The organism is Alteromonas ponticola, from assembly GCF_012911815.1.
Classification (GTDB): Bacteria; Pseudomonadota; Gammaproteobacteria; order Enterobacterales; family Alteromonadaceae; genus Alteromonas; species Alteromonas ponticola.
Genome location: NZ_JAATNW010000003.1, coordinates 464,238 through 484,224, shown reverse-complemented (window position 1 = coordinate 484,224; position 19,987 = coordinate 464,238). Strand labels below are relative to the sequence as shown.

Genomic DNA, 19,987 nt, shown 5'->3' with positions numbered 1-19,987 from the left:
ATATCTAAAAGCCCGCTTCTTCATTTAGCGGGCTTTTTTTATAGTTTCTACTCAAATACTTGCGCAATGTACTACTCATGGCCTGACGCTTGACCGGCTTAGTCAGATAATCATTCATACCTGCTTGCATGCCTCTATAGCGGTCTTCTTTCATTGCATTTGCCGATAAACCGATAATCGGTATATTACTAAAGCCTTGTTCGCGTAATACTTTAGTGGCTTCGTAACCATCCATAACAGGCATTTGTACATCCATCAGCACCAGATCATAATGTGGTGCATTGGTCATCTTAGTCACGGCCAGCTCGCCGTTTTCAGCGATATCGTAGGTCAGACCTAAAGAGCTTAACATTTCACCTGTCACTACCTGATTGATATTGTTATCTTCAACCAGCAGCACATGCCCATTAAGCTCTTCTTCAAATTCTTCTTTACTACTGAAAACCAGTGATGCCGTATTTTCACCTAATAGTTCTTTGACGAAGCGAGAAAATTGGATGGGGGTAAACGGATGGAACAGGACAGGGCCCTGCCATATCTCATTGAATCTGGATTGCAAATGGCCAGATTGAGAATTGGCAACCAAGCCGATGACCCGGCCACTCTTTTTCAGCGCTTCCAGCGCATCTAATTTATTGCGCAAACTGGAAAATTCAGGTGTATCGAATATAAGCACAGGAACAGTAAGTGCTTTATTGTCCGGCGAGATATCAATGTCGTTGAGAGGCCGTTGTTCAATATTCAGTAGTTCAATGTAGCTCGCTGGTAGCAGGGCGTTATCGGTTACGTACAGACTTTTGGCTGGAAGAGATGCAACCTCAGACAACACGCCTTTCTGATTTTGAAACGTGCGAAGCGGTAACGTTACCGTAAATGTAGATCCCTTACCCAGGGTAGAATGAACTTCCATTTTACCTTTCATCAGTTCGGTAAGCTGATTCACGATGGTAAGGCCTAAACCAGTACCCCCATACTTACGGTTGGTTGCGCCATCGGCCTGAGTAAACGGCTGGAAGATTCTGGAGAGCTGTTCGTCACTCATGCCGATGCCCGAATCTTGCACCGTCATCTTCAACCTCATTGCATTCCCCTTTTTATTCAGAGCTCCTTCAAATCCTATATGAATGGTACCGTGATCGGTGAATTTAACCGCATTTGACGCCAGATTCAGAATAATCTGTGCAATTCTTAAAGGGTCGCCGATGACTTGTGCGGGCAACGAGGGCTGCACTTCTAAACGAACCTGGAGGTTTTTCTCCTGAGCGCGTAAGCCAATAACGGCAAGAATATTGTCGAAAATTGAGTGGAGTGAAAAACTCACTTCTTCAATATCCAGCTTGCCCGCTTCTATTTTTGAAAAGTCGAGAATATCGTTGATAACACTCATCAGGATTTGTCCTGAATAGGCCGCTTTGTCCAGATATTCTTTCATCACGGGCGACATGGGTTGCTTTTGTGCTAATTCCAGCAAGCCAATAATTCCGTTCATTGGAGTGCGAATTTCGTGGCTCATATTGGCCAGGAAAATACTTTTTGATGCGGTCGCCTGTTCAGCTTTTACTTTCGCATCATGTAACTCTATATTTAACTGACCTAACGTTGTGTTTACTTCTTGAGCGTCAGCCAATAACTGCTTTGTCTGCTTGTTTTTCTCACTGAAAACCTGTGCGGCATTTGCAAGCTGGCCAATTTCATCTTTGCGTTGACGAGCAGGGATCGACTCCACGTCCTCACCTGCAGAAAGCCTTCTGAACACGTCCGTAATTGAACGGATAGGGGACATAATTCGAAGTGACGTGTAAGCAGCAGCAATCAGTGCTAATAAGATCGCGAACAGAGCAAAAAATTCACCCTTGCGCTGCGCGTCAACCGCCGCGCGCTGTGTCTGCAATTTTATCTGCTGATTACGATTTGATACTTGATCGGCAAGCTCTCCGCTTAAATACAGGAACTCATTCGCGGAGCCGGCCATCACCACGTTAACCAGAAATAAGTTGCCCTGGGTGATTTGGGTGAGCTCACGAAAATGATCTTCCAGCGACCTGAGCTGAAATTCAAATTCCTCAGAGAGCGTCGCCTCACCAGTTGAGCTAATTGATTTGATTGCACTGATGGCCTGGTTAAACTGTTTAATCTGAACAGAGTTAGGCCGCGCTACATATTGCAGCGCAGCATTTTCGGCTTCTAATATATGTAGCTTTAAAGCCGAACGGCTTACCGCTCCAAGCGATGAACCGGATTCAAGTTGATCAATTTCATCGCGCAGGACAGAAAGCTCCGTTAAGGTGCCTGAGGCAATGAGATTATCGCGTCTGAATCGCGCATCAACAACTTGTCTGAAATTTTCCTGATAATCGGCAAGATGCCCCCGCATTCGTTTGAGCGCATTTGAATCGTCCATTTCTTTCAAATTATTGTTGGCCGATTTATCCAGTGAAGAAAGTTTGGACTGAATGGAGTGCATCAATCGTTCAAAGCGCGTGACGGCTGATTCGCTGGTGGTTTCTTTAAATATGAGCACATTTCGCTGTAAGTCGATTACATCGCGTTCAAGTTGCCGCACTAAACCTACATCCGTAAAGGCACGGTTTGTTTGCTCTAATCCCTCGGATAAAACAAGTTGATTAGTCCTTGCGATGTATCCCTGCAGGATCAATAACACAACCAGGGCAACAAGAATCAGAATAAGCTGCCCGCGAATAGACGCTAACATAAAACGCTGCTCAACCTTTTTGCGCTAAGAAGTGATAAATTCATACCATTTTTGCAAGCTATATTCGTACGTTGGCATAACGGTATTCCATACCGCAACATTGCTGAACCTGTCCTCATAACTCCCACCAGATCGTTGTTCGCCTTTGCGAACGGAAATTTTACCATCGGGCCCTTTGAGATCCTCTGACGCAGGAAGCCCCTGGTACCAGTAATCCCACTCTGCCTGCGTAAGAAATGCAGCGGACCGTCGCGGATTGGAAATGTAGTAACCCTGACGGGCAATAAACGCGCCGGGCCAGCCGGACAACCACCAATTCATATACTCGTAACAGGCATCTTTGACGCGGCCGGTGGTGGAGGATGACAAACACATTACGCCATGCCAACCCCGATACCCTTCCACGGGCGCAGCAAATCTCACTGGAATGTTATCTCCATTTAATACCGATACCGCTGGCGAGAACATACTTTCAATATGGACCCGCTGAGTACGCATGAACTGGACCGACTCTGGCACCGACGTCCAGAAGCCACTGAAATGCTGCAGCTGTTTTAACTCAATCAAAATGGTGAACAGCTCATCCAGCTCCTGATTAGTGATGGCGCCAATATCGTTAAACTTTAAAAATCCTTTCGCTTCCGCAGCCAGCGCTAAATCGAACAAGCCGATGGTAGGGTCATTGACGATGCCCACTTTGCCTGATAACCGAGAGTCTAGTAACCAGCCCCAGCTTTCCTGGTTTTGATCAAACGCATCACCAAGCAGAGCAGTATTGTAGCCAAACGAGTCAACATTATGCACATAAGGTAAAAAACTAATGGTGTCTGTGTGATTGATTCCTAACGAACCGTCAGCTTGTGTGTGCAAAATTTTATGCGGTGCATCCCCTGCACCCATGCGCGCGTCTGCGGTGATTTTTCCGGTTTTGCTCAGGCTGTTAATTTCGTCCCAGTGGATCAGTCGCTTTTTTTCAATCGGTTGAATCGCCTTCGAGCGCCATAATACATTAATACTGTTGGACCATTGTTCGTACAGATCGAAGCTCGACGGGTTCATGGATGCTTTTTGCAGTACCGCGGCGCTGCCCTTTGGCTCAAAATGCAATTCAATGCCCAAATCTTCCATCGCCCGTTTACGCAGAGCTTCCTGTAGCGTCACATGCGTGCCCATTACTCTGACCACAGGCTTTTCTTTGCCTATCGCGAAAGGTGCCACAGTTGCAGTAGCACTTAAGGCTGCGGCGCCTTTAATAAAGGTTCTTCTATTTACGCCTTCTTTTGCGGGCGTCAAACGTTCGTCCATAGTGTAATAGTTAATAAAATATTAAGGCTTAGTGTGGCTCAGAATTCAAAGGCTTACCACTTTTTACTATTACAGAAAATTAAAATAAGTTGACCCATAGGCTAAATAGGTTTTAAATTGATATCAAAATGATATCAAGGTGAATATTATGAATGAACGGCAAGGATTTTCGTTAAATGGCTACATCGCAGGGTTGTTGCTGCTGTTGCCGCTACAGTTGTTATCCATTTACTTCATGAGCACCGGTCCAAGTATTCCAAAACTATTTTTTATCGGAATTTTGGCAGCGTGTTGGGCTGGCTTTTTTATGGTGCAGCCGAATCAAGGTAAAGTGTTTACTATGTTCGGGAGCTACATGGGTACTGAACGCAGGCATGGCTTGCGCTGGACCATTCCGTTTTTTATGCGCAAGACAGTTTCACTGCGAATTCGTAATTTCGAAAGCGCAAAAATGAAGGTGAATGATAACCAGGGCAACCCCATAGAGATTGCAGCGATCATTGTGTGGTCAGTAACTGATACCGCTGAAGCGGTGTTTGAAGTTGACGATTACGAAAGTTATGTGACGATACAGAGTGAATCAGCCATTCGTAACATGGCCAGTGATTTTCCCTACGACCCAAGAGACGATGAAATGGCTGAAGTAGCGCTGCGCAGTCATCCAATGGAAATTTCTAACCGGTTGCAAAAAGAAATTCAGGACAGGCTGAACAAAGCGGGTATCACTGTGCATGAAGCCAGAATCAGTCACCTGGCTTATGCTGCAGAAATTGCCAGCGCGATGTTGCAACGGCAACAGGCAACAGCCATCATCGCTGCACGCAGCCGTATTGTCGATGGTGCGGTGGGGATGGTGGAAATGGCGCTGGCCCGTCTGAGTGAAAACAACATTGTAGAACTGGATGAGGAACGTAAAGCGAATATGGTGAGTAACTTGCTGGTGGTTTTGTGTGGCGATAAAGCCACACAACCGGTCGTTAATACCGGCAGTCTGTACTAAATTATGGCTTCCGGTTCGAATAAAAAAGCCTATCCGCTTCGCATTAATGCTGATGTGCTGGCGGCAATGCAGCGGTGGGCGGATGATGAGTTACGCAGCTTAAATGCACAAATTGAGTTCGTATTGCGTGATGCACTGGTTAAAAGCAAGCGGGTAAAGCTGGTGGAAAAAGTGGTCACCGAGTTAGAACTCCTTGATGACCACAAAAAAGACGAAGCGGAAAAGGATTAGCGTTTATTATATTTTCGCCATCCCGCTGCAACGGCCAGGAATGCCAACGCTCCCGCCATCAGGCTACCTCCACTGGCGCGGGTGACGACAACGGTGTCTCTGTAAATATCATAATTTTGACTTTCCAGACTGACCAGTGACAAATCTGCATCATCTAAGTTATCGCTGAAAGCGACAAGTTCGTCGGTATCAGCATCATATATTTCAATCAAAATATCATAGTCGAAGGAACGGAAGCCTGAGACCAGTTCGCTATCTACAATGTAGCTGTCACCGGTTGTCTCACCATATACCCAAAATGTATCGGAAACATGAATGGCTTCATACGCATCTGCATCGCCTAAATAAACCACAGCATAAACAGGCGCTTCAACGTAAATGGTATCGACATCAAATTCCACTAAAAAGCGCGAGTAAAAGCTGTCGCCGTCAAAGTCATCTAAGAAAGTTATCCAGCTATCGTAAATCCAAAAGTCGTTATAGAGCGATTGAGAAGCCACCTCGTCGCGCGTTTTATTGGCGAACTGAGACAGTTTTTTGTTATTTAATTTGGTTATTTTTTTCGCTGGCTGCAAATCTGTCGTCGCCATCTTTTCGGTGACTTTGATTATACGCTGCTCTGCGTGGGTGACTGGGATCCAGATACCGGCCAGCAGCATTAACGACCAGCTCAGCTTTTTGATTAGGTGTTTCATCGCTCAGACTCTTTCTTCAATTCGATAAAGTAAGTGTGGACCGGGTAAACTGAACAAAAACTGAAAAGAAACTTAACTTACTAATACGTGCTGCGAAAGCAATGAGCCCAATATGTGAAATGACGTCTGTTTACACAGAGAAAAACTGCCGCTCAGGTGCGGCAGAGTAAGGATTTATTGTTCTACATCTTCATCATCACGAGGCATATAGTAGGTTCCCCAACCGTCGTAATGAACGCCATGTTTACTGGCCATGGCAAGTAACGTATCGGTATCTTTGTTTAACAGTTCGTAAGTTAATTTGCGCTCGGCCACAGCATCAAAGCAATAAACGGTGCCACCATCATCAAGCTCCAATTCTTCTGCGTCGGTGACTTCATAGCCCGCCTTAAACGCATCTACGGCAACTTTCTCGAGTTTGTCGAAATTCGTAGACGCAAAATGATGCTCAATGGTGTAGTCTGCATCAGCTTCACTACCATCTTCAAGCAGTGCATCAATGGTTTCCTGATTGAAAGCATACCATTCTTCACGTTCGTCAATTTGATTCATAACAACCTGAACTTAGAGGAGAGATAGAATAAGTTTACTGTTTTTTTTCCATTTCAGCGACGAGTATATTTAATTCTTGGAACCTGGTATTCATGCGACTGTAAAAAATATCAGTCCATTCTTTAATACTATGTTCATCTGTGAGGGGTTGCGGCGGGGCAATATCAATAACAACAATTCCGTTATTCCAGCGATTCCATTTGATTTTGCCATGCATATTGCTGGCTGTAACCATGACTACAGGCTCTGACGTATCCTGAGCTAAGCGAAACGCACCTGACTTAAATGGTAACAGCCCACGGCCATTACTGCGGGTACCTTCTGGAAACAACCAGACGGAGGTGTGTTTTTCGTTCACTTTTCGCGCTGCAATTTTCAACGTGTCGCGTGCTCTGCCAGAATTCTTACGGTCAATCATGATGTTACCGGCGAGCCAGTAAATCTGACCAAAAACCGGGATCCACTTTAAACTCTTTTTACCTATAGTCACCACACCAGGTAATGCCGCTTTGCAAATCGTAATAATGTCGTAGCTATTTTGATGGTTAGCGATAAACACGTATGGAACACGCGGTTTTACCGCTTCTGAGCGTTGAATGACAATCTTAAGTCCAAGAATTTTCGCCATCTGGCTATATGCCTGGCCAGCAAAATGTACATTGTCGCGGTGAAACGGACGCGCGAGGCACACTATAAAAACCACGATGTTGATTAGCAGAAAAGCGAAAAACATAAGAAATATTCGAAGAATAGCTAACACATACAAACCTTTTTGAAAATTTGCCGCGCAGTATACGGCATGCGACTATATTCACATGTCCGATCAGTCGTCGGAGCCTACCTGCGAAATTACCAATTAGTTAGCGAAAGGTAATGGCAGATGTTATAAATGAGTAGTTACGTTTCAATCAACCAAAAAGAATCATGCAGACATTTGTACCAGACGAAGTTGAAGAAGACATCCTTAACGACCTCATGGAAGAGATTAATGAACTCTACGAGGCAAGTGAACAAACCCTTATCGAGCTGGAATTACGTCCTGAAGACAATGAACTGCAGCGAGCCCTGTTTCGTTCCATTCACACTATCAAAGGTGATTTAGGCCTCGTCGGCTTTGCTCCTCTCATCCCACTGCTGCAACATGTTGAAGAGCTATTGGACTTTTTACGCAAGGGTCAAATCGAATATACCAGTACCATGAGCGATCTGGTTTTGCTTACTATGGACAGGGTAAAGGCGTTTGTTGAAAATATTATGGCGAAAGGCAAAGCCGAATACGATAAAACGTTACACGATCAACTGGTAATTGCTATAGCGCGAATAAAGCCTGACAACCCAACCGAGCATGAACGTTTGTTAAGCGAAGCGGTATTAATGTTGAATCCAGATTTGGATTTAAAATCAGAGCCGGGATCACAGGAAAATCAGGAACTGTCCGGCACCACGAGAACACTGGCGAATACAGGTATTCCCAAAGAAATCAGTGCTGAAAAACAAATGGATATTCTGTTTTTCAGAGAATTGATGAAAACCATTGAACATCGCTCGAACTATTGGTCAGGGCGGGGCGACAGAATAGCCAAGCTGGCGCTGCATATTAACGAATTAGCCGAAAAGCCAATTGAAGAAGATCAACTCGCGGTGGCTTGTTATGTCCATGATTTCGGGATGGCTTTCATGCCATTAAAATTGCTGCATAAAAAAGAACAGTTCACCGATAACGAATTCAACCTGATGCGCTCGCATGTGTACAAAAGTTCGCGCTTACTCGAACATCTGGATCAATGGGATCAGGCCCGAAAGATAGTCATGCAACATCATGAACGTACGGATGGTTCAGGTTATCCACTGGGTATAAAGGAAGAAAATATCTGTGATGGAGCCAAGTTACTGGCAATTCTGGATACTTATGACGCGATGACCCATTCGCGTTCTCACAATAAGTATAAGCAGTTGTCCAGAAAGCAGGCGGTTATAGAAATTAATCGACAAGCCAAAGGCCAGTTCAGCATGAAGTGGGTGCGTTTCTTCAACCAGGCAATGACCTCTTTACTTACCCGGGGTTGACGGCGGCATTAGCAAACTTATAAATTCACTTTGTTGTTAGGGTCTTTGTTTTACTCGCTGATAGAGAACTCTTTGAGCTTACGGGTAAGCGTATTGCGTCCCCAACCCAGTCGTTTAGCCGCATCCTGTTTGTGCCCTCGGGTATAATCAAGAGCGCGTTGTAAGAGAATTTTTTCAAAGTCATGCATGGCTTCACTGAGTATATTATGGCGGCCACTGTGCAACTCTTTGTCGGCCCACTGTGCAAGTAATTGCTGCCATTGGGTAGCGCCGCTTTCTTGCACCGCGGTTGTGGGCGAAGATTGAATTTCGGGCGGCAGGTCAGATGCAAGCACCTCTTTTCCGCTGGCCATAACAGTAAGCCAGCGGCAGACATTTTCTAACTGGCGTACATTACCAGGCCACGCCAATTGGCTCATGGCCTTCTCAGCCGCTTTGCTGAAGCTTTTCGCTTCCACATCAAGCTCTTTTGCAGCTTTACGCAAGAAATGGCGGGCTAACAGTGGAATGTCTTCTCGGCGCTCAGCCAAAGAGGGCAGATGGACGCGAATAACATTTAAGCGATGAAACAAATCTTCCCGAAATTTTCCTTCCGCTACGCGCAGCTCCAGGTTTTGATGGGTCGCGGCGATAATGCGCACATCTACCGAAACCGACTGATGGCCCCCCACACGGTAAAATTGACCGTCAGCTAAAACGCGCAGTAAACGGGTTTGTACGTCAAGTGGCATGTCACCAATTTCATCTAAAAACAACGTACCTCCATTGGCTTGCTCAAATCTTCCCTGACGAGCCGACTGGGCGCCGGTAAAAGCCCCTTTTTCGTGGCCGAATAATTCTGATTCCACCAGATCAGCCGGTATCGCCGCCATGTTTAATGCAATGAAGGGTTTACTTGAACGTGGACTGTGACGATGTAGCGCGTGTGCAACGAGCTCTTTACCCGTTCCTGATTGTCCATTTATAAGCACGCTGATTGAGGAGCGTGATAATCTGCCGATCGCTCGGAAGACTTCCTGCATAGCAGGGGCCTCACCAATGATTTCGGTTTCTGGTTCTACCTGGGGGGCTTGGTGTTGACGCGACTGCTCTCTGGAGTGCGTAATCGCTCGTTGGGTCAGGGTAACTGCTTCATCAATATCAAAAGGCTTCGGCAGGTATTCAAACGCACCACTCTGATAGGCGTTTACCGCGCTGTCCAGGTCGGAATGTGCGGTCATGATAATGACCGGAATGGTCGGATGAGTCTGATGGACTTCATTCAACAAGGTCATACCATCCATTTCTGGCATGCGAATATCCGATATGATGACTTCCGGGGCATGTCCGCTGTTAAGTTGACGAAGCAAATCATTGGCGTTGTCAAAACAGCAACACGTGATATTGGCAACGTGCAGAGCTTTTTGCAAAACCCAGCGAATAGAACTGTCGTCATCGACAATCCACACGGATTCATTATTCATGGGCTAACTCCTGGCGTTCTATCGGAAGATAGAGGATAAACTCGGTGTGTCCATGGCGACTATCAACATCTATACGTCCGCCGTGATGATTAATTAGTGTCTGTGCAATTGAAAGGCCCAAACCGCTGCCATTCTGCTTACTGCTGACCATGGGATAAAACAACGTATCGCGAATGCCATGCGGGATGCCTGGTCCGTTATCAAGAATGTGAATTTTTGCCACCAGTGGATGCCGCTTTCCCTGAATTGTGACTTGACGCCCCACCCGGGTGATCAACCGTATTTCCGGAGACGGTGTGCTTGCTTCGGTTAGCGCCTGAATACTGTTTTTAACAATGTTCAATACGGCTTGCTGGATCATTTCTTGGTCGATGTGCACGTCAGGAATACTGGGGTCATAGTCTCTGACTATGGTGATGCCGTGGTCAGAGTCCATCCTCATTAACGAACGCACTTTCTCTAACGCCTGATGAAGGTTGCTCCATTTTAACTGGGGCAGGGCATTAGGGCCTAACAGTCGATCAACCAAATTACGTAAACGGTCCGACTGTTCCACTATCATTTGCGTAAACTCTCGGAGTTCATCACTGGGTAACTCTTTTTCTAACAATTGTGCCGCGCCACGAATTCCGCCTAACGGATTTTTAATTTCGTGGGCCAGTCCGCGTATCAGTTCTCTTGCTGCAAAGTGCTGCGCATTTTGCAGATTCTCCCTGGAAATACGGCTTTGCTGATCAATACGCCGTAATTCAAACAATAAATGGGGTTTGTCGTTAAAATGAATATTCGTCACCGTCAGATCAGCCATGACGATGCGATCATCTCTGAAATGTAACTCTAATTCGTTTTCGGTAAAGTCTTCACCGCGGCGTATAGCGGCCCTAAGCCGGTTTACATCAATAGAGCCAGCAACAAAAAAATCTGCCAATGCGTGGCCATAAATATGCTTGCTGCCGGTTTCAAACAATGCTTCGCCTGCCTGATTAACAAATACAATAGATAGCTGACGATCCACCATCACCAGCGCGGTATTCATAAAATTAAGCAAATTTTCCTGATTGAAATCGTAAGCCTGCAACGTCCAAGGTCCTTATTGCACAATTATGGTGCATTGTACCTCATTCAGTTGTTTTCGTGCGCACTATTGCGGACATTTATTGCACCGACTTCTGAGTGGTCCCCAGGCAGTTCGCTTATTGCCTGTTGGTATTAATCAATGCCGATGCCTGATGCAGGTATAATGTTTGTTGTGGTGACGATGCAAGAGTCTTGCCCTTATTGTCGATGAATTTAACCTGATAGTCGTGGGCACCGCGGTTGATGCCTTCCAGACTGAAAATGCCAGATTGATTGGTCTCTAGCGCTGCGCCATCAAACCATAGTTGGTATCGACCGCGGGCATTAGCACTGGCTTGCGCTTTAATTAACAGATTGCCCTGATTGTCCCGGATGGTAGCTTCTGGTGCTGGCGAGAGAATACTTACCTGAACATCAGGCTTGTTTTTTGGAGGCGGTTGTAAAGCTGGTTGGGCACGAGTTTGTGAAGACAGCGCTGGTACCGCGTTTTTAGTAGTGTCTGCGAGGGTCACTTCTTCGGCACCCTGTTGAGGCTCGTTAGTATATAAAACGGTACCGTCTTCCTGCACAACCTTGTACACGGGATCAGCATCCACCTTATTCACGACTAACAGTGAAACGGCCACTGCCCAATACGCTGATCTTCGCATAACTTGCTTCCTCGAACTCTTCAGTAAATTACATTCTAGTCTAGTTTTGTGAATAAAAAAAAGCCCGCAGTTGCGGGCTTAGGTATTAGCAGAAATAACGGTTTAATTACACACTGTAATAAAGGTCAAACTCCAGTGGATGCGTAGTCATTCTGACTTTTTCTACTTCTTCTCTCTTCACACCCAGGTAAGCGTCAATCATGTCATCAGTCATAACACCACCGGCTTTCAGGAAGTCACGGTCGCTATCCAATGCGTCTAATGCCATTTCAAGCGAGCTGGCAACAGTCGGGATATCTTTAGCTTCTTCTGGTGGCAGATCGTAAAGGTTCTTATCCATTGCATCGCCAGGGTGAATCTTGTTTTTAATTCCATCAAGACCCGCCATCAACATCGCGGTAAACGCCAGGTATGGGTTGGCCGTTGGGTCAGGGAAGCGAACTTCAATGCGACGTGCCTTGTCACTGGTAACGTATGGAATACGGATTGACGCTGAACGGTTACGGGCAGAGTAGGCCAGCATAACCGGTGCCTCGAATCCAGGAACCAGGCGCTTGTAAGAGTTGGTCGATGCATTGGAAAACGCATTAATCGCACGAGCGTGTTTGATGATACCGCCAATGTAATACAGCGCTTCATCAGACAGACCCGCATACTTGTCTCCAGCAAAGATATTCACGCCGTCTTTAGAGATTGACTGGTGGCAGTGCATACCAGAGCCATTGTCACCCACCAGTGGCTTGGGCATAAAGGTTGCCGTTTGGCCATACGCATGCGCAACATTGTGTACGACATACTTGTAGATTTGAATCTCATCTGCCTTGGTCACCATGGTATTGAATCGACAGGCAATTTCATTCTGTCCCGCAGTTGCTACTTCATGGTGGTGCGCTTCAATGTGCAAGCCCATTTCTTCCATTACCATGCACATAGCTGCGCGGGTATCATGGGCAGAATCTACCGGTGGTACCGGGAAGTAACCGCCTTTGACGCCAGGCCGGTGCGCCATGTTGCCGCCTTCAAATTCAGCGCCTGAATTCCATTTCGCCTCAGCAGAGTCAATTTTGAAAAAAGACCCTGACATATCAGTGTGGAAGCGCACATCGTCAAATATGAAGAATTCTGGCTCTGGACCAAAAAGAACCGTGTCACCGATGCCGGTAGATTTAAGATATTCTTCGGCACGGCGGGCAACAGAGCGAGGATCGCGCTCGTAGCCTTCCATGGTATTCGGTTCCAGAATGTCACAGCGAATATTAACCTGAACTTCTTCAGAAAACGGGTCCAGAACAGCGGTAGTAGAGTCTGGCATTAATACCATGTCAGATTCGTTGATCCCTTTCCAACCCGCAATTGATGAACCATCAAACATTTTGCCTTCTTCGAAAAACTCTTCATCCACAAGTGATGCGGGGATAGATACGTGTTGCTCTTTTCCTTTAGTATCTGTGAAGCGTAAATCGACGAATTTAGCTTCTGTTTCTTTAATCAGTTCTAATGCCTTTTCTACTGACATCGTGTCCTCCAGCAAATGAAAAAAATGTGTCGAATTGCCCGTTATAAAACAGGTTGTATTTATCCGACATTTAAAGCGATATTCATGCCATGTCGTAGTGCATGATGTTGCAAGGGCTAACGACCACAAAACTGCCAAAATTTAAAATAGCAGGATCTTTTGGGTGCAATCCGGCACCAAATTGGTGCAAGCGGGTCTGCATGCTGGCCTGAAAGCAGTATAGACATTGCGTACAGAAAATCCTGTAAAATTGATCAACTGTGGGGCCGCAGACTGGAAAGAAAGCACTATTTAATAAATCCGATTAAATTTTGAAAAATAGTGCGCATTTTATTTCAATTTTCTGTACAATCCGCGCCCAATTGTGCAACCCAGCAAGTCTCTAGCAAATATTTGCTCCAACCATGGCACGCCATTTAAAGTAGCTACACATGAATACAAGTATTGACATCAATAAATTAAGAAATATCGCCATCATTGCTCACGTTGACCACGGCAAAACAACTCTGGTCGACAAGCTTCTTCAGCAATCCGGAACGCTGGAAAGCCGCGGTGAAGCACAAGAACGTGTAATGGACTCGAACGACATTGAGAAAGAGCGTGGGATCACCATTCTGGCTAAAAACACGGCCATAAACTGGAACGATTACCGTATCAACATCGTCGACACCCCTGGACACGCTGATTTCGGCGGCGAAGTAGAGCGCGTTATGTCGATGGCAGACTCGGTGCTGTTGCTGGTAGACGCACAGGAAGGACCCATGCCGCAGACGCGTTTTGTAACGCAAAAGGCGTTTGCACAGGGCCTTAAGCCGATTGTTGTGATCAACAAAATTGACAAGCCTGGCGCACGTCCTGACTGGGTAATGGATCAGGTATTCGATTTGTTTGATAACCTGGGTGCGACCGATGATCAATTAGACTTCCAAGTGGTTTACGCCTCAGCGCTGAATGGTTGGGCGTCACTTGATTCGGATACCAAAGGAACGGACATGACGCCGCTGTTCCAAACCATCGTTGATCAAGTCGAAGCGCCCAATGCTGATCCTGCAGGCGGGTTTCAGATGCAAATATCGCAGCTGGATTACAACTCGTATGTAGGCGTAATTGGCGTTGGCCGTATTAAGCGCGGCAGCGTAAAGATGAATCAGCAAGTGACCGTGGTAACTGCTGAAGGTAAAAAGCGCAACGGTAAAGTTGGCCAGGTACTGGGTTACCTTGGACTGGAACGTCATGAAGTGGAATCGGCCCACGCCGGTGACATCATTGCCATTACCGGTTTAGGCGAGCTGAAAATTTCCGACACTATTTGTGACGTTAATAATGTTGAAGCCTTACCACCGCTTACGGTGGACGAGCCTACCGTAACCATGACATTCCAGGTCAATACGTCACCGTTCTCTGGTAAGGAAGGTAAATATGTTACCTCGCGTAACATTCTTGACCGCCTGAAGGATGAGCTGGTACACAACGTTGCCTTGCGAGTTGAGGAAATGAATGATCCGGATAAGTTCCGCGTATCAGGCCGTGGTGAATTGCACCTGGGTATCCTCATTGAAAATATGCGTCGTGAAGGCTACGAACTGGCGGTTTCTCGTCCTGAAGTTATCCTGAAAGAAGTAGATGGCCAGCTGCAAGAACCGTTTGAAACACTTACCGTTGACTGTGAAGAGGAAGATCAGGGTTCGATCATGGAACAGCTTGGTATACGTAAAGCTGAAATGACCGACATGTCTCCAGATGGTAAAGGGCGAGTTCGAATTGACTTTGTGATCCCTAGCCGTGGTTTGATTGGCTTCCAAACTGAGTTTATGACACTGACCTCAGGTTCAGGTTTGCTTTACCACTCTTTCAGCCACTACGCTGCGCATAAAGGTGGTAAAATTGGCCAGCGTAAAAATGGTGTATTGATTGCGAATGCCCCGGGCAAAGCGCTGACTAACGCATTATTTAATCTGCAGGAGCGTGGGCGATTATTCATCGGCCACGGTGTAGAAGTGTATGAAGGCATGGTTATTGGTATCCACAGCCGGGATAACGACCTGACCGTGAACGCGTTGAAGGGTAAACAGCTTACCAACGTGCGGGCTTCTGGTACTGACGAAGCGCAAACGCTGGTTCCACCTATCGTGATGTCACTGGAGCAGGCACTGGAATTCATTGATGATGATGAACTGGTTGAAGTGACACCAAAGAGCATTCGTATTCGTAAGAAGCTGCTGACTGAAAACGATCGTAAGCGTGCATCTCGTGAAAAGAGTAAAAGCTAAAAATTAAGTTATTGTTAAAAAGGGCGCTTTTGTTAAGCGCCCTTTTTTATTTAACCAGATACTATATATACTTTAGTTTTAATATTGAATTGTTGGCAACACTTGCAACCTGTCAATCACCGTGTATTCTGTAAGTAACCTAACTGACTGTTTCACGAGATGTCTGACATAAATATCGTTGCAATTGAAGATGATGACGTGACGCTCGAAATCATCAAAAATATCCTCGAAGAGGCGTTAGGCGCCTTCGTTTTTACGTTTTCACGCAGTGAGCAGGCGCTGGAGTTTTTGGTTAAGCAAACACCTGATACGCTGCAACTGATCATCAGTGACCAAAATATGCCTGTATATAACGGGTTGACGTTGTTAAAAATGTGTCATGCTGTCAATCTGAATATCCCCTTTATTTTATTAACCGCTGATGTATCCAGAGATATGGTGGTTGAAGCCATGCAGGTAGGGGTCGATGATTACATTGCTAAACCTATAGTAAAAGATTGTCTGGTTGCTAAAGTCAAGGATGCACTCAAGCTCTCCTGAGCAATTCGCTGGAATCGCTGCCACTACGCAAATTCCCTTTAGCTTTTTCATATATCAAAAATGCGCTTTTGTCTGCGTGGAATGCCAGATAGACTGAAACCTCATTTTAACAAGGAGGCAGTTCATTCGTGTTTAATTTTGATAACCCACCCTCACGCGCCAATACTTACTCATTTAAATGGAAAAAGTACGAAGGTCAGGACATTATTCCTGCCTGGGTAGCTGACACTGAGTTTGAGTGTGCTGCACCTATTCTGGATGCTATTCACGCAGAAACGAATACGGGAGTAATGGGTTATACCTTGCCAAATCAATATACGCCGGCAAAAGACGCGGTAATACGCTGGCTGGCTGAAAAGCATGACTGGACAGTCGAGGCCGACTGGATTGTGTGGGTGCCCGGTGTGGTGCCAGCATTTAACGTCTTCTGCAAAGCCTTTAGCCAGCATGACAGCAAGGTGATAGTACAAACCCCAAACTATCCTCCACTTCTTGCCGCCCCTAAGCTCAACGGACTGGAGCGCTTAACCGCAGGTACCATCAAACTGGATGGACGATGGACACTGGATTTTGATGAACTGGAAAAACACGCTGCTGACCCGTTGTGCAGTCAACTGATTTTATGCAACCCGATGAATCCTGTGGGTTCGGTGTTTACCGCAGCGGAAATTGATCACATTGCGCAGCTATGTGAAAAACACGATCTGCTGCTTTGTTCTGATGAAGTGCACTGCGACTTAATTTTGGATACCGACGTTAAACATATCCCTGCAGGCAGAGTTGCGTCACTCGAGCAGCGCAGTGTTACTTTAATGGCCGCGAGTAAAACATTCAATATTGCCGGGTTGGGTACCGCGTTTGCCATTATCCCTAATCGTAAAGTGCGACAGCAATTTGTTAACGCTACGATGGGCATGCTGCCGTGGGTCTCCAAAATTGGTTTAGTGGCCACAGAAGCCGCGTTTACTCAATGTGATGACTGGCATCAATCCTTGCTTGATTATTTACGTGGCAATCGTGATTTGTTGGTGAGTGAAATAAATAAAATCGAAGGGCTTTCCATGCTTGCCCCGCAGGCAACCTATCTTGGCTGGATCGATGCATCGGGTCTGAAAGTAGATAATCCTCAGCAATGGGCTGAAGGGAAGGGAGTTGGACCCTCGCCCGGAGCGGATTTCAATGATCCAGAGTTTATTCGAATCAACTACGGGTGCAGCCGTGGGATGCTTCAGGAAATGCTTAAACGGCTTAAGACATAATTCTTAACTCGCCAGGCTTACGAGCTTGTAGAGTGCCAGGGCCACAATCAGCGCAATCACAACACTGCCCACTATGTTGGACGCAAGTCTATTTTTAAATTGGCCTAATCCAGGATGCGTGTTCATCACAATGAGAAGGAATACGGCAACAACGGGTAGTAGCAAACCGTTTGCTGCCTGCGCGAACAGGATGGCGGCAAGTGGCTTAAAGCCAGCACTGGCGACCACCACACCAACGACAATAACGGTCAGCCAAATGGTTTTAAAAAAACCATCATCCAGGTTAGCAGGGCGCCTTAGTGCACCACATACCGCATATGCCGCAGCAAGCGGCGCGGTTATAGCGCTGGTTAAGCCTGCAGCGAATATGCCCACAGCAAAGAACCATTGTGCATACTCGCCCAAAACCGGCTCGAGTTGATTTCCCAGATTGCCAGCGGTGAGCGTGTTCTCACTGCCAAAAAAAGCCGTCATGGCAGTGGCCACCACAACCAACGTGATCAATCCACCAAACCCAATGGCGCGAACCGATTGCTTGCGACAGTCGACAATCGCCTGAGCATGGTTATCGTCACGCCTAATTTTGGCCATCAGGCTGGCATGTAAAAATAAATTGTAAGGCACAATGGTGGTACCAATTAAGGCGAAAATCATAGTCAATGAAGGCAATGAAATGGTCGGAGACGTCATTTGCTGCCACATCAGGTTGAAGTCGGGAGACGCGAACAGCAATGTAATCAAAAATACAATGGCCATTAGGAACACCAACCCAACCAGCGTACTTTCAATCAGCTTGTAACGTCCTGTATAAAGCAGCACCGCTGCGAGCAATCCCAGAATCACTGACCATATCGAGATACCAAGAGGAATGAGTGCGTGAAGACCGAGTGCGGCACCGGTTAAATTACCCGATTCATACGCAGCATTACCCATACCTATGGCCGCAACAATCAGAAAAGCCATCAATTTTTGTATTGCTGGCGAGGCGGTACTCTGGGTGAGCCCATCTGCCAGGCCCTGTCCTGTTACCAGCCCTAGCCGAGCGGCCATATCCTGAAGCACCATGGTCGCAACAATAGAAAATAACAGGGCCCAAGTTAAATGAAATCCATAGTTGGCACCCGCTAAGCTGGCCGTAGTGATTGTGCCAGGTCCAATGAATGCGGCAGCGATGATATATCCGGATTTGTCTTTCATCGGGAAAGCTCAGCTCGTCTTCGTTGTTATTGAAAGGCAGAATAACGTCTTTTGGCTGGATGCAGCAAGGATAGTATGTTTAGATAATCTATCGTCGCTACACAATCTAAGAGAAAAAAGTGAGCTCGCCGTTAGACTCTGTATATTGTAATCCAACACTAACACAAGTACTGCCTTCACAGGCATTTTGTGAAGGTTATATCTTTGCAGTTGCTGCAGCCCCCGAAATCCCGATGCCTGAAGAATGGATGCCCGGTGTGGTAAATGGCAGTAACAATAACCTTGATGCTACTCAGGTAAGTAAATTAGCCGATGCTATGATGTTTACATTGCGTGATTCATTAAAGTTGATGCGGGATGGAAAAACGTTATTACCTGAATATGTGGTTTGGGCAGATGAAAAGCCATTACGGGTGGATGCAGAACAATGGCTCAGTGGCTTATTGATGGGACATCAATCAGTTGAGGGATGTTGGCAGCAGGCGTGGCATAGAGCGTCGCAAAATAATCTGCAGTTAAGCAATGACGAGCCGCCGGCAAAACGGTTAACCCGATGTTTGAAATTTTTCAGTTCTCTTGCCGATGTTGAATTAGCATTACTTGCCCGCTCGAAGGAACAGGCCAGCGCATTTCGTGAAAAAGTGCCTGCGTTATATGGTCAATTGCCGAGAATGTTGAGCGAATATGTGTCGTTAGCTGACGAGTTAGCTCAATCACTGCCAAATCAGTTCGAAACATTTTCTAAACAATGATGTCAGCCTACTTTGCGTTGCGCCAGCGAAGAGCGTAAATTAGATACAAATACGTCTAATTCTTTCTTGGCATCTTCATATGCCAAATTACGTTCAACCGAATCTGGCTCCTGAAGCAGTGCCTTGAACGCAATGTCAGTGCGTTCAAGCAGGCACTTAAGGTGTTGATTTGGTACGTCCATGTTGTCTCTCTTAATTTAAATGCGCAATCCACCATTGATTGCACTTCAGCTATTTATACCTGCTTTAGCTTAAAACGGTTTAACGACTGCTAAAACGACAATGGCTAAAATGATAAGAACCGGTATTTCATTTAAGAATCGATAAAATTTGGCACTATGCTTATTTTCGTTTCTTGCGAAACGCTGCATCAGTATGAACAGGTAAAAATGATATCCATACACTGCAATAAGCAAAGTTAGCTTAGCGTGAAGCCAGCCAGATACCCGAACCCATTCCATTCCGTACATCGCGATCAGCCACACACCAAATATCAATGCCAGCGCAGCAAAGGGAGTGATGAACCACCACAAACGCCGCTCCATCACCTTAAACTGCTCATGCACAGAGGGATTGTCAGATTGCGCATGGTAGACAAAAATTCGTGGTAAATAAAAAAGTCCGGCCATCCATGCAAGCACGAAAAAAATATGTAACGCTTTAATCCAAAGTATACTCATGGTTTTCTACAGGTTTATTA

19 protein-coding genes are annotated in these 19,987 nt (G+C 46.1%); 7 read left to right on the top strand and 12 right to left on the bottom strand.

Translation table 11 applies throughout. From position 1 onward, the window contains the following. Positions 1–4: 4 nt before the first annotated feature. Together HCJ96_RS07115 and HCJ96_RS07110 are read right to left on the bottom strand one after the other, a co-directional pair. Positions 5–2,713 carry a hybrid sensor histidine kinase/response regulator gene (locus HCJ96_RS07115; protein WP_169210336.1) on the bottom strand — a complete coding sequence of 903 codons (2,709 nt, stop codon included), beginning with the start codon at positions 2,711–2,713 and terminating at the stop codon, positions 5–7. A 24-nt stretch (positions 2,714–2,737) separates the two neighbouring features. After that, positions 2,738–4,018: an ABC transporter substrate-binding protein gene (locus HCJ96_RS07110; protein ID WP_169210335.1), complete on the bottom strand. Its 1,281-nt coding sequence runs from the start codon at positions 4,016–4,018 to the stop codon at positions 2,738–2,740. Between the two features lie 148 nt (positions 4,019–4,166). Between HCJ96_RS07110 and HCJ96_RS07105 the strand changes: the two genes are divergently transcribed. Together HCJ96_RS07105 and HCJ96_RS07100 are read left to right on the top strand one after the other, a co-directional pair. After that, the gene (locus tag HCJ96_RS07105; protein ID WP_169210334.1) at positions 4,167–5,018 is read left to right on the top strand and encodes an SPFH domain-containing protein; all 852 of its coding nucleotides are present in this window, start codon (positions 4,167–4,169) and stop codon (positions 5,016–5,018) included. A gap of 3 nt (positions 5,019–5,021) precedes the next feature. Next, positions 5,022–5,249, top strand: a complete 228-nt coding sequence (locus tag HCJ96_RS07100; protein WP_169210333.1) for a type II toxin-antitoxin system antitoxin — start codon at positions 5,022–5,024, stop codon at positions 5,247–5,249. On the opposite strand, the gene HCJ96_RS07095 is transcribed toward HCJ96_RS07100, so the two are convergent. The 3 genes from HCJ96_RS07095 to HCJ96_RS07085 all read right to left on the bottom strand — a co-directional run bounded on the left by HCJ96_RS07095 (position 5,246) and on the right by HCJ96_RS07085 (position 7,256). Further along, complete coding sequence (locus HCJ96_RS07095) at positions 5,246–5,944, bottom strand: choice-of-anchor H family protein (RefSeq protein ID WP_169210332.1); 699 nt, start codon at positions 5,942–5,944, stop codon at positions 5,246–5,248. The genes HCJ96_RS07100 and HCJ96_RS07095 overlap by 4 nt on opposite strands. 174 nt (positions 5,945–6,118) lie before the next feature. Continuing rightward, a complete protein-coding gene (rraB, locus tag HCJ96_RS07090; RefSeq protein ID WP_169210331.1) occupies positions 6,119–6,496 on the bottom strand; it encodes a ribonuclease E inhibitor RraB in 378 nt (125 codons plus the stop codon). A 34-nt stretch (positions 6,497–6,530) separates the two neighbouring features. Then, positions 6,531–7,256: a 1-acylglycerol-3-phosphate O-acyltransferase gene (locus HCJ96_RS07085; protein ID WP_169210330.1), complete on the bottom strand. Its 726-nt coding sequence runs from the start codon at positions 7,254–7,256 to the stop codon at positions 6,531–6,533. A 164-nt stretch (positions 7,257–7,420) separates the two neighbouring features. Here HCJ96_RS07085 and HCJ96_RS07080 point away from each other — a divergent pair, with 164 nt between their 5' ends. Beyond that, a complete protein-coding gene (locus HCJ96_RS07080; RefSeq protein ID WP_169210329.1) occupies positions 7,421–8,563 on the top strand; it encodes an HD domain-containing phosphohydrolase in 1,143 nt (380 codons plus the stop codon). Positions 8,564–8,613: 50 nt separating this feature from the next. On the opposite strand, the gene glnG is transcribed toward HCJ96_RS07080, so the two are convergent. From glnG to glnA, 4 genes are all read right to left on the bottom strand, one after another. Then, entirely contained in the window at positions 8,614–10,026 is a 1,413-nt protein-coding gene (gene glnG, locus HCJ96_RS07075; protein ID WP_169210328.1) for a nitrogen regulation protein NR(I), read from the bottom strand. Next, positions 10,019–11,104, bottom strand: a complete 1,086-nt coding sequence (gene glnL, locus HCJ96_RS07070) for a nitrogen regulation protein NR(II) (protein ID WP_169210327.1) — start codon at positions 11,102–11,104, stop codon at positions 10,019–10,021. The genes glnG and glnL overlap by 8 nt, the downstream gene beginning before the upstream one ends. A 115-nt stretch (positions 11,105–11,219) precedes the next feature. Continuing rightward, positions 11,220–11,753 carry a DUF4124 domain-containing protein gene (locus HCJ96_RS07065; protein WP_169210326.1) on the bottom strand — a complete coding sequence of 178 codons (534 nt, stop codon included), beginning with the start codon at positions 11,751–11,753 and terminating at the stop codon, positions 11,220–11,222. A 106-nt stretch (positions 11,754–11,859) separates the two neighbouring features. Next, the gene (gene glnA / locus HCJ96_RS07060) at positions 11,860–13,269 is read right to left on the bottom strand and encodes a glutamate--ammonia ligase (RefSeq protein ID WP_169210325.1); all 1,410 of its coding nucleotides are present in this window, start codon (positions 13,267–13,269) and stop codon (positions 11,860–11,862) included. 431 nt (positions 13,270–13,700) lie between these two features. On the opposite strand from glnA, the gene typA reads away from it, so the two are divergent. From typA to HCJ96_RS07045, 3 genes are all read left to right on the top strand, one after another. Next, positions 13,701–15,539: a translational GTPase TypA gene (gene typA / locus HCJ96_RS07055; RefSeq protein ID WP_169210324.1), complete on the top strand. Its 1,839-nt coding sequence runs from the start codon at positions 13,701–13,703 to the stop codon at positions 15,537–15,539. A 159-nt stretch (positions 15,540–15,698) separates the two neighbouring features. Then, complete coding sequence (locus tag HCJ96_RS07050; protein WP_169210323.1) at positions 15,699–16,079, top strand: response regulator; 381 nt, start codon at positions 15,699–15,701, stop codon at positions 16,077–16,079. Between the two features lie 128 nt (positions 16,080–16,207). Beyond that, on the top strand, positions 16,208–17,338 hold the full coding sequence (locus tag HCJ96_RS07045; RefSeq protein ID WP_169210322.1) for an aminotransferase class I/II-fold pyridoxal phosphate-dependent enzyme: 1,131 nt from the start codon (positions 16,208–16,210) through the stop codon (positions 17,336–17,338). A 3-nt stretch (positions 17,339–17,341) separates the two neighbouring features. On the opposite strand, the gene HCJ96_RS07040 is transcribed toward HCJ96_RS07045, so the two are convergent. Then, positions 17,342–18,535 (bottom strand): Nramp family divalent metal transporter, encoded by a 1,194-nt coding sequence (locus tag HCJ96_RS07040; protein ID WP_169210321.1) that lies wholly within the window; start codon positions 18,533–18,535, stop codon positions 17,342–17,344. 119 nt (positions 18,536–18,654) lie between these two features. Between HCJ96_RS07040 and HCJ96_RS07035 the strand changes: the two genes are divergently transcribed. Beyond that, positions 18,655–19,287 (top strand): UPF0149 family protein, encoded by a 633-nt coding sequence (locus HCJ96_RS07035; protein WP_169210320.1) that lies wholly within the window; start codon positions 18,655–18,657, stop codon positions 19,285–19,287. 2 nt (positions 19,288–19,289) lie between these two features. Here the strand turns inward: HCJ96_RS07035 and HCJ96_RS07030 are convergent, their stop codons facing one another. Continuing rightward, entirely contained in the window at positions 19,290–19,469 is a 180-nt protein-coding gene (locus HCJ96_RS07030; RefSeq protein WP_169210319.1) for a hypothetical protein, read from the bottom strand. A 69-nt stretch (positions 19,470–19,538) separates the two neighbouring features. Next, positions 19,539–19,967, bottom strand: coding sequence for a CopD family protein (locus HCJ96_RS07025; protein ID WP_169210318.1), 429 nt, complete (start codon positions 19,965–19,967; stop codon positions 19,539–19,541). Positions 19,968–19,987 lie beyond the last annotated feature (20 nt).

Coding starts and splice junctions, on each gene's coding strand:
- glnG (WP_169210328.1), bottom strand. CDS start 10,026: ATGAATAATGAATCCGTGTGGATTGTCGATGACGACAGTTCTATTCGC.
- HCJ96_RS07080 (WP_169210329.1), top strand. CDS start 7,421: ATGCAGACATTTGTACCAGACGAAGTTGAAGAAGACATCCTTAACGAC.
- HCJ96_RS07110 (WP_169210335.1), bottom strand. CDS start 4,018: ATGGACGAACGTTTGACGCCCGCAAAAGAAGGCGTAAATAGAAGAACC.
- glnA (WP_169210325.1), bottom strand. CDS start 13,269: ATGTCAGTAGAAAAGGCATTAGAACTGATTAAAGAAACAGAAGCTAAA.
- HCJ96_RS07040 (WP_169210321.1), bottom strand. CDS start 18,535: ATGAAAGACAAATCCGGATATATCATCGCTGCCGCATTCATTGGACCT.
- typA (WP_169210324.1), top strand. CDS start 13,701: ATGAATACAAGTATTGACATCAATAAATTAAGAAATATCGCCATCATT.
- rraB (WP_169210331.1), bottom strand. CDS start 6,496: ATGAATCAAATTGACGAACGTGAAGAATGGTATGCTTTCAATCAGGAA.
- HCJ96_RS07050 (WP_169210323.1), top strand. CDS start 15,699: ATGTCTGACATAAATATCGTTGCAATTGAAGATGATGACGTGACGCTC.
- HCJ96_RS07025 (WP_169210318.1), bottom strand. CDS start 19,967: ATGAGTATACTTTGGATTAAAGCGTTACATATTTTTTTCGTGCTTGCA.
- HCJ96_RS07095 (WP_169210332.1), bottom strand. CDS start 5,944: ATGAAACACCTAATCAAAAAGCTGAGCTGGTCGTTAATGCTGCTGGCC.
- HCJ96_RS07065 (WP_169210326.1), bottom strand. CDS start 11,753: ATGCGAAGATCAGCGTATTGGGCAGTGGCCGTTTCACTGTTAGTCGTG.
- HCJ96_RS07105 (WP_169210334.1), top strand. CDS start 4,167: ATGAATGAACGGCAAGGATTTTCGTTAAATGGCTACATCGCAGGGTTG.
- HCJ96_RS07030 (WP_169210319.1), bottom strand. CDS start 19,469: ATGGACGTACCAAATCAACACCTTAAGTGCCTGCTTGAACGCACTGAC.
- HCJ96_RS07115 (WP_169210336.1), bottom strand. CDS start 2,713: ATGTTAGCGTCTATTCGCGGGCAGCTTATTCTGATTCTTGTTGCCCTG.
- HCJ96_RS07100 (WP_169210333.1), top strand. CDS start 5,022: ATGGCTTCCGGTTCGAATAAAAAAGCCTATCCGCTTCGCATTAATGCT.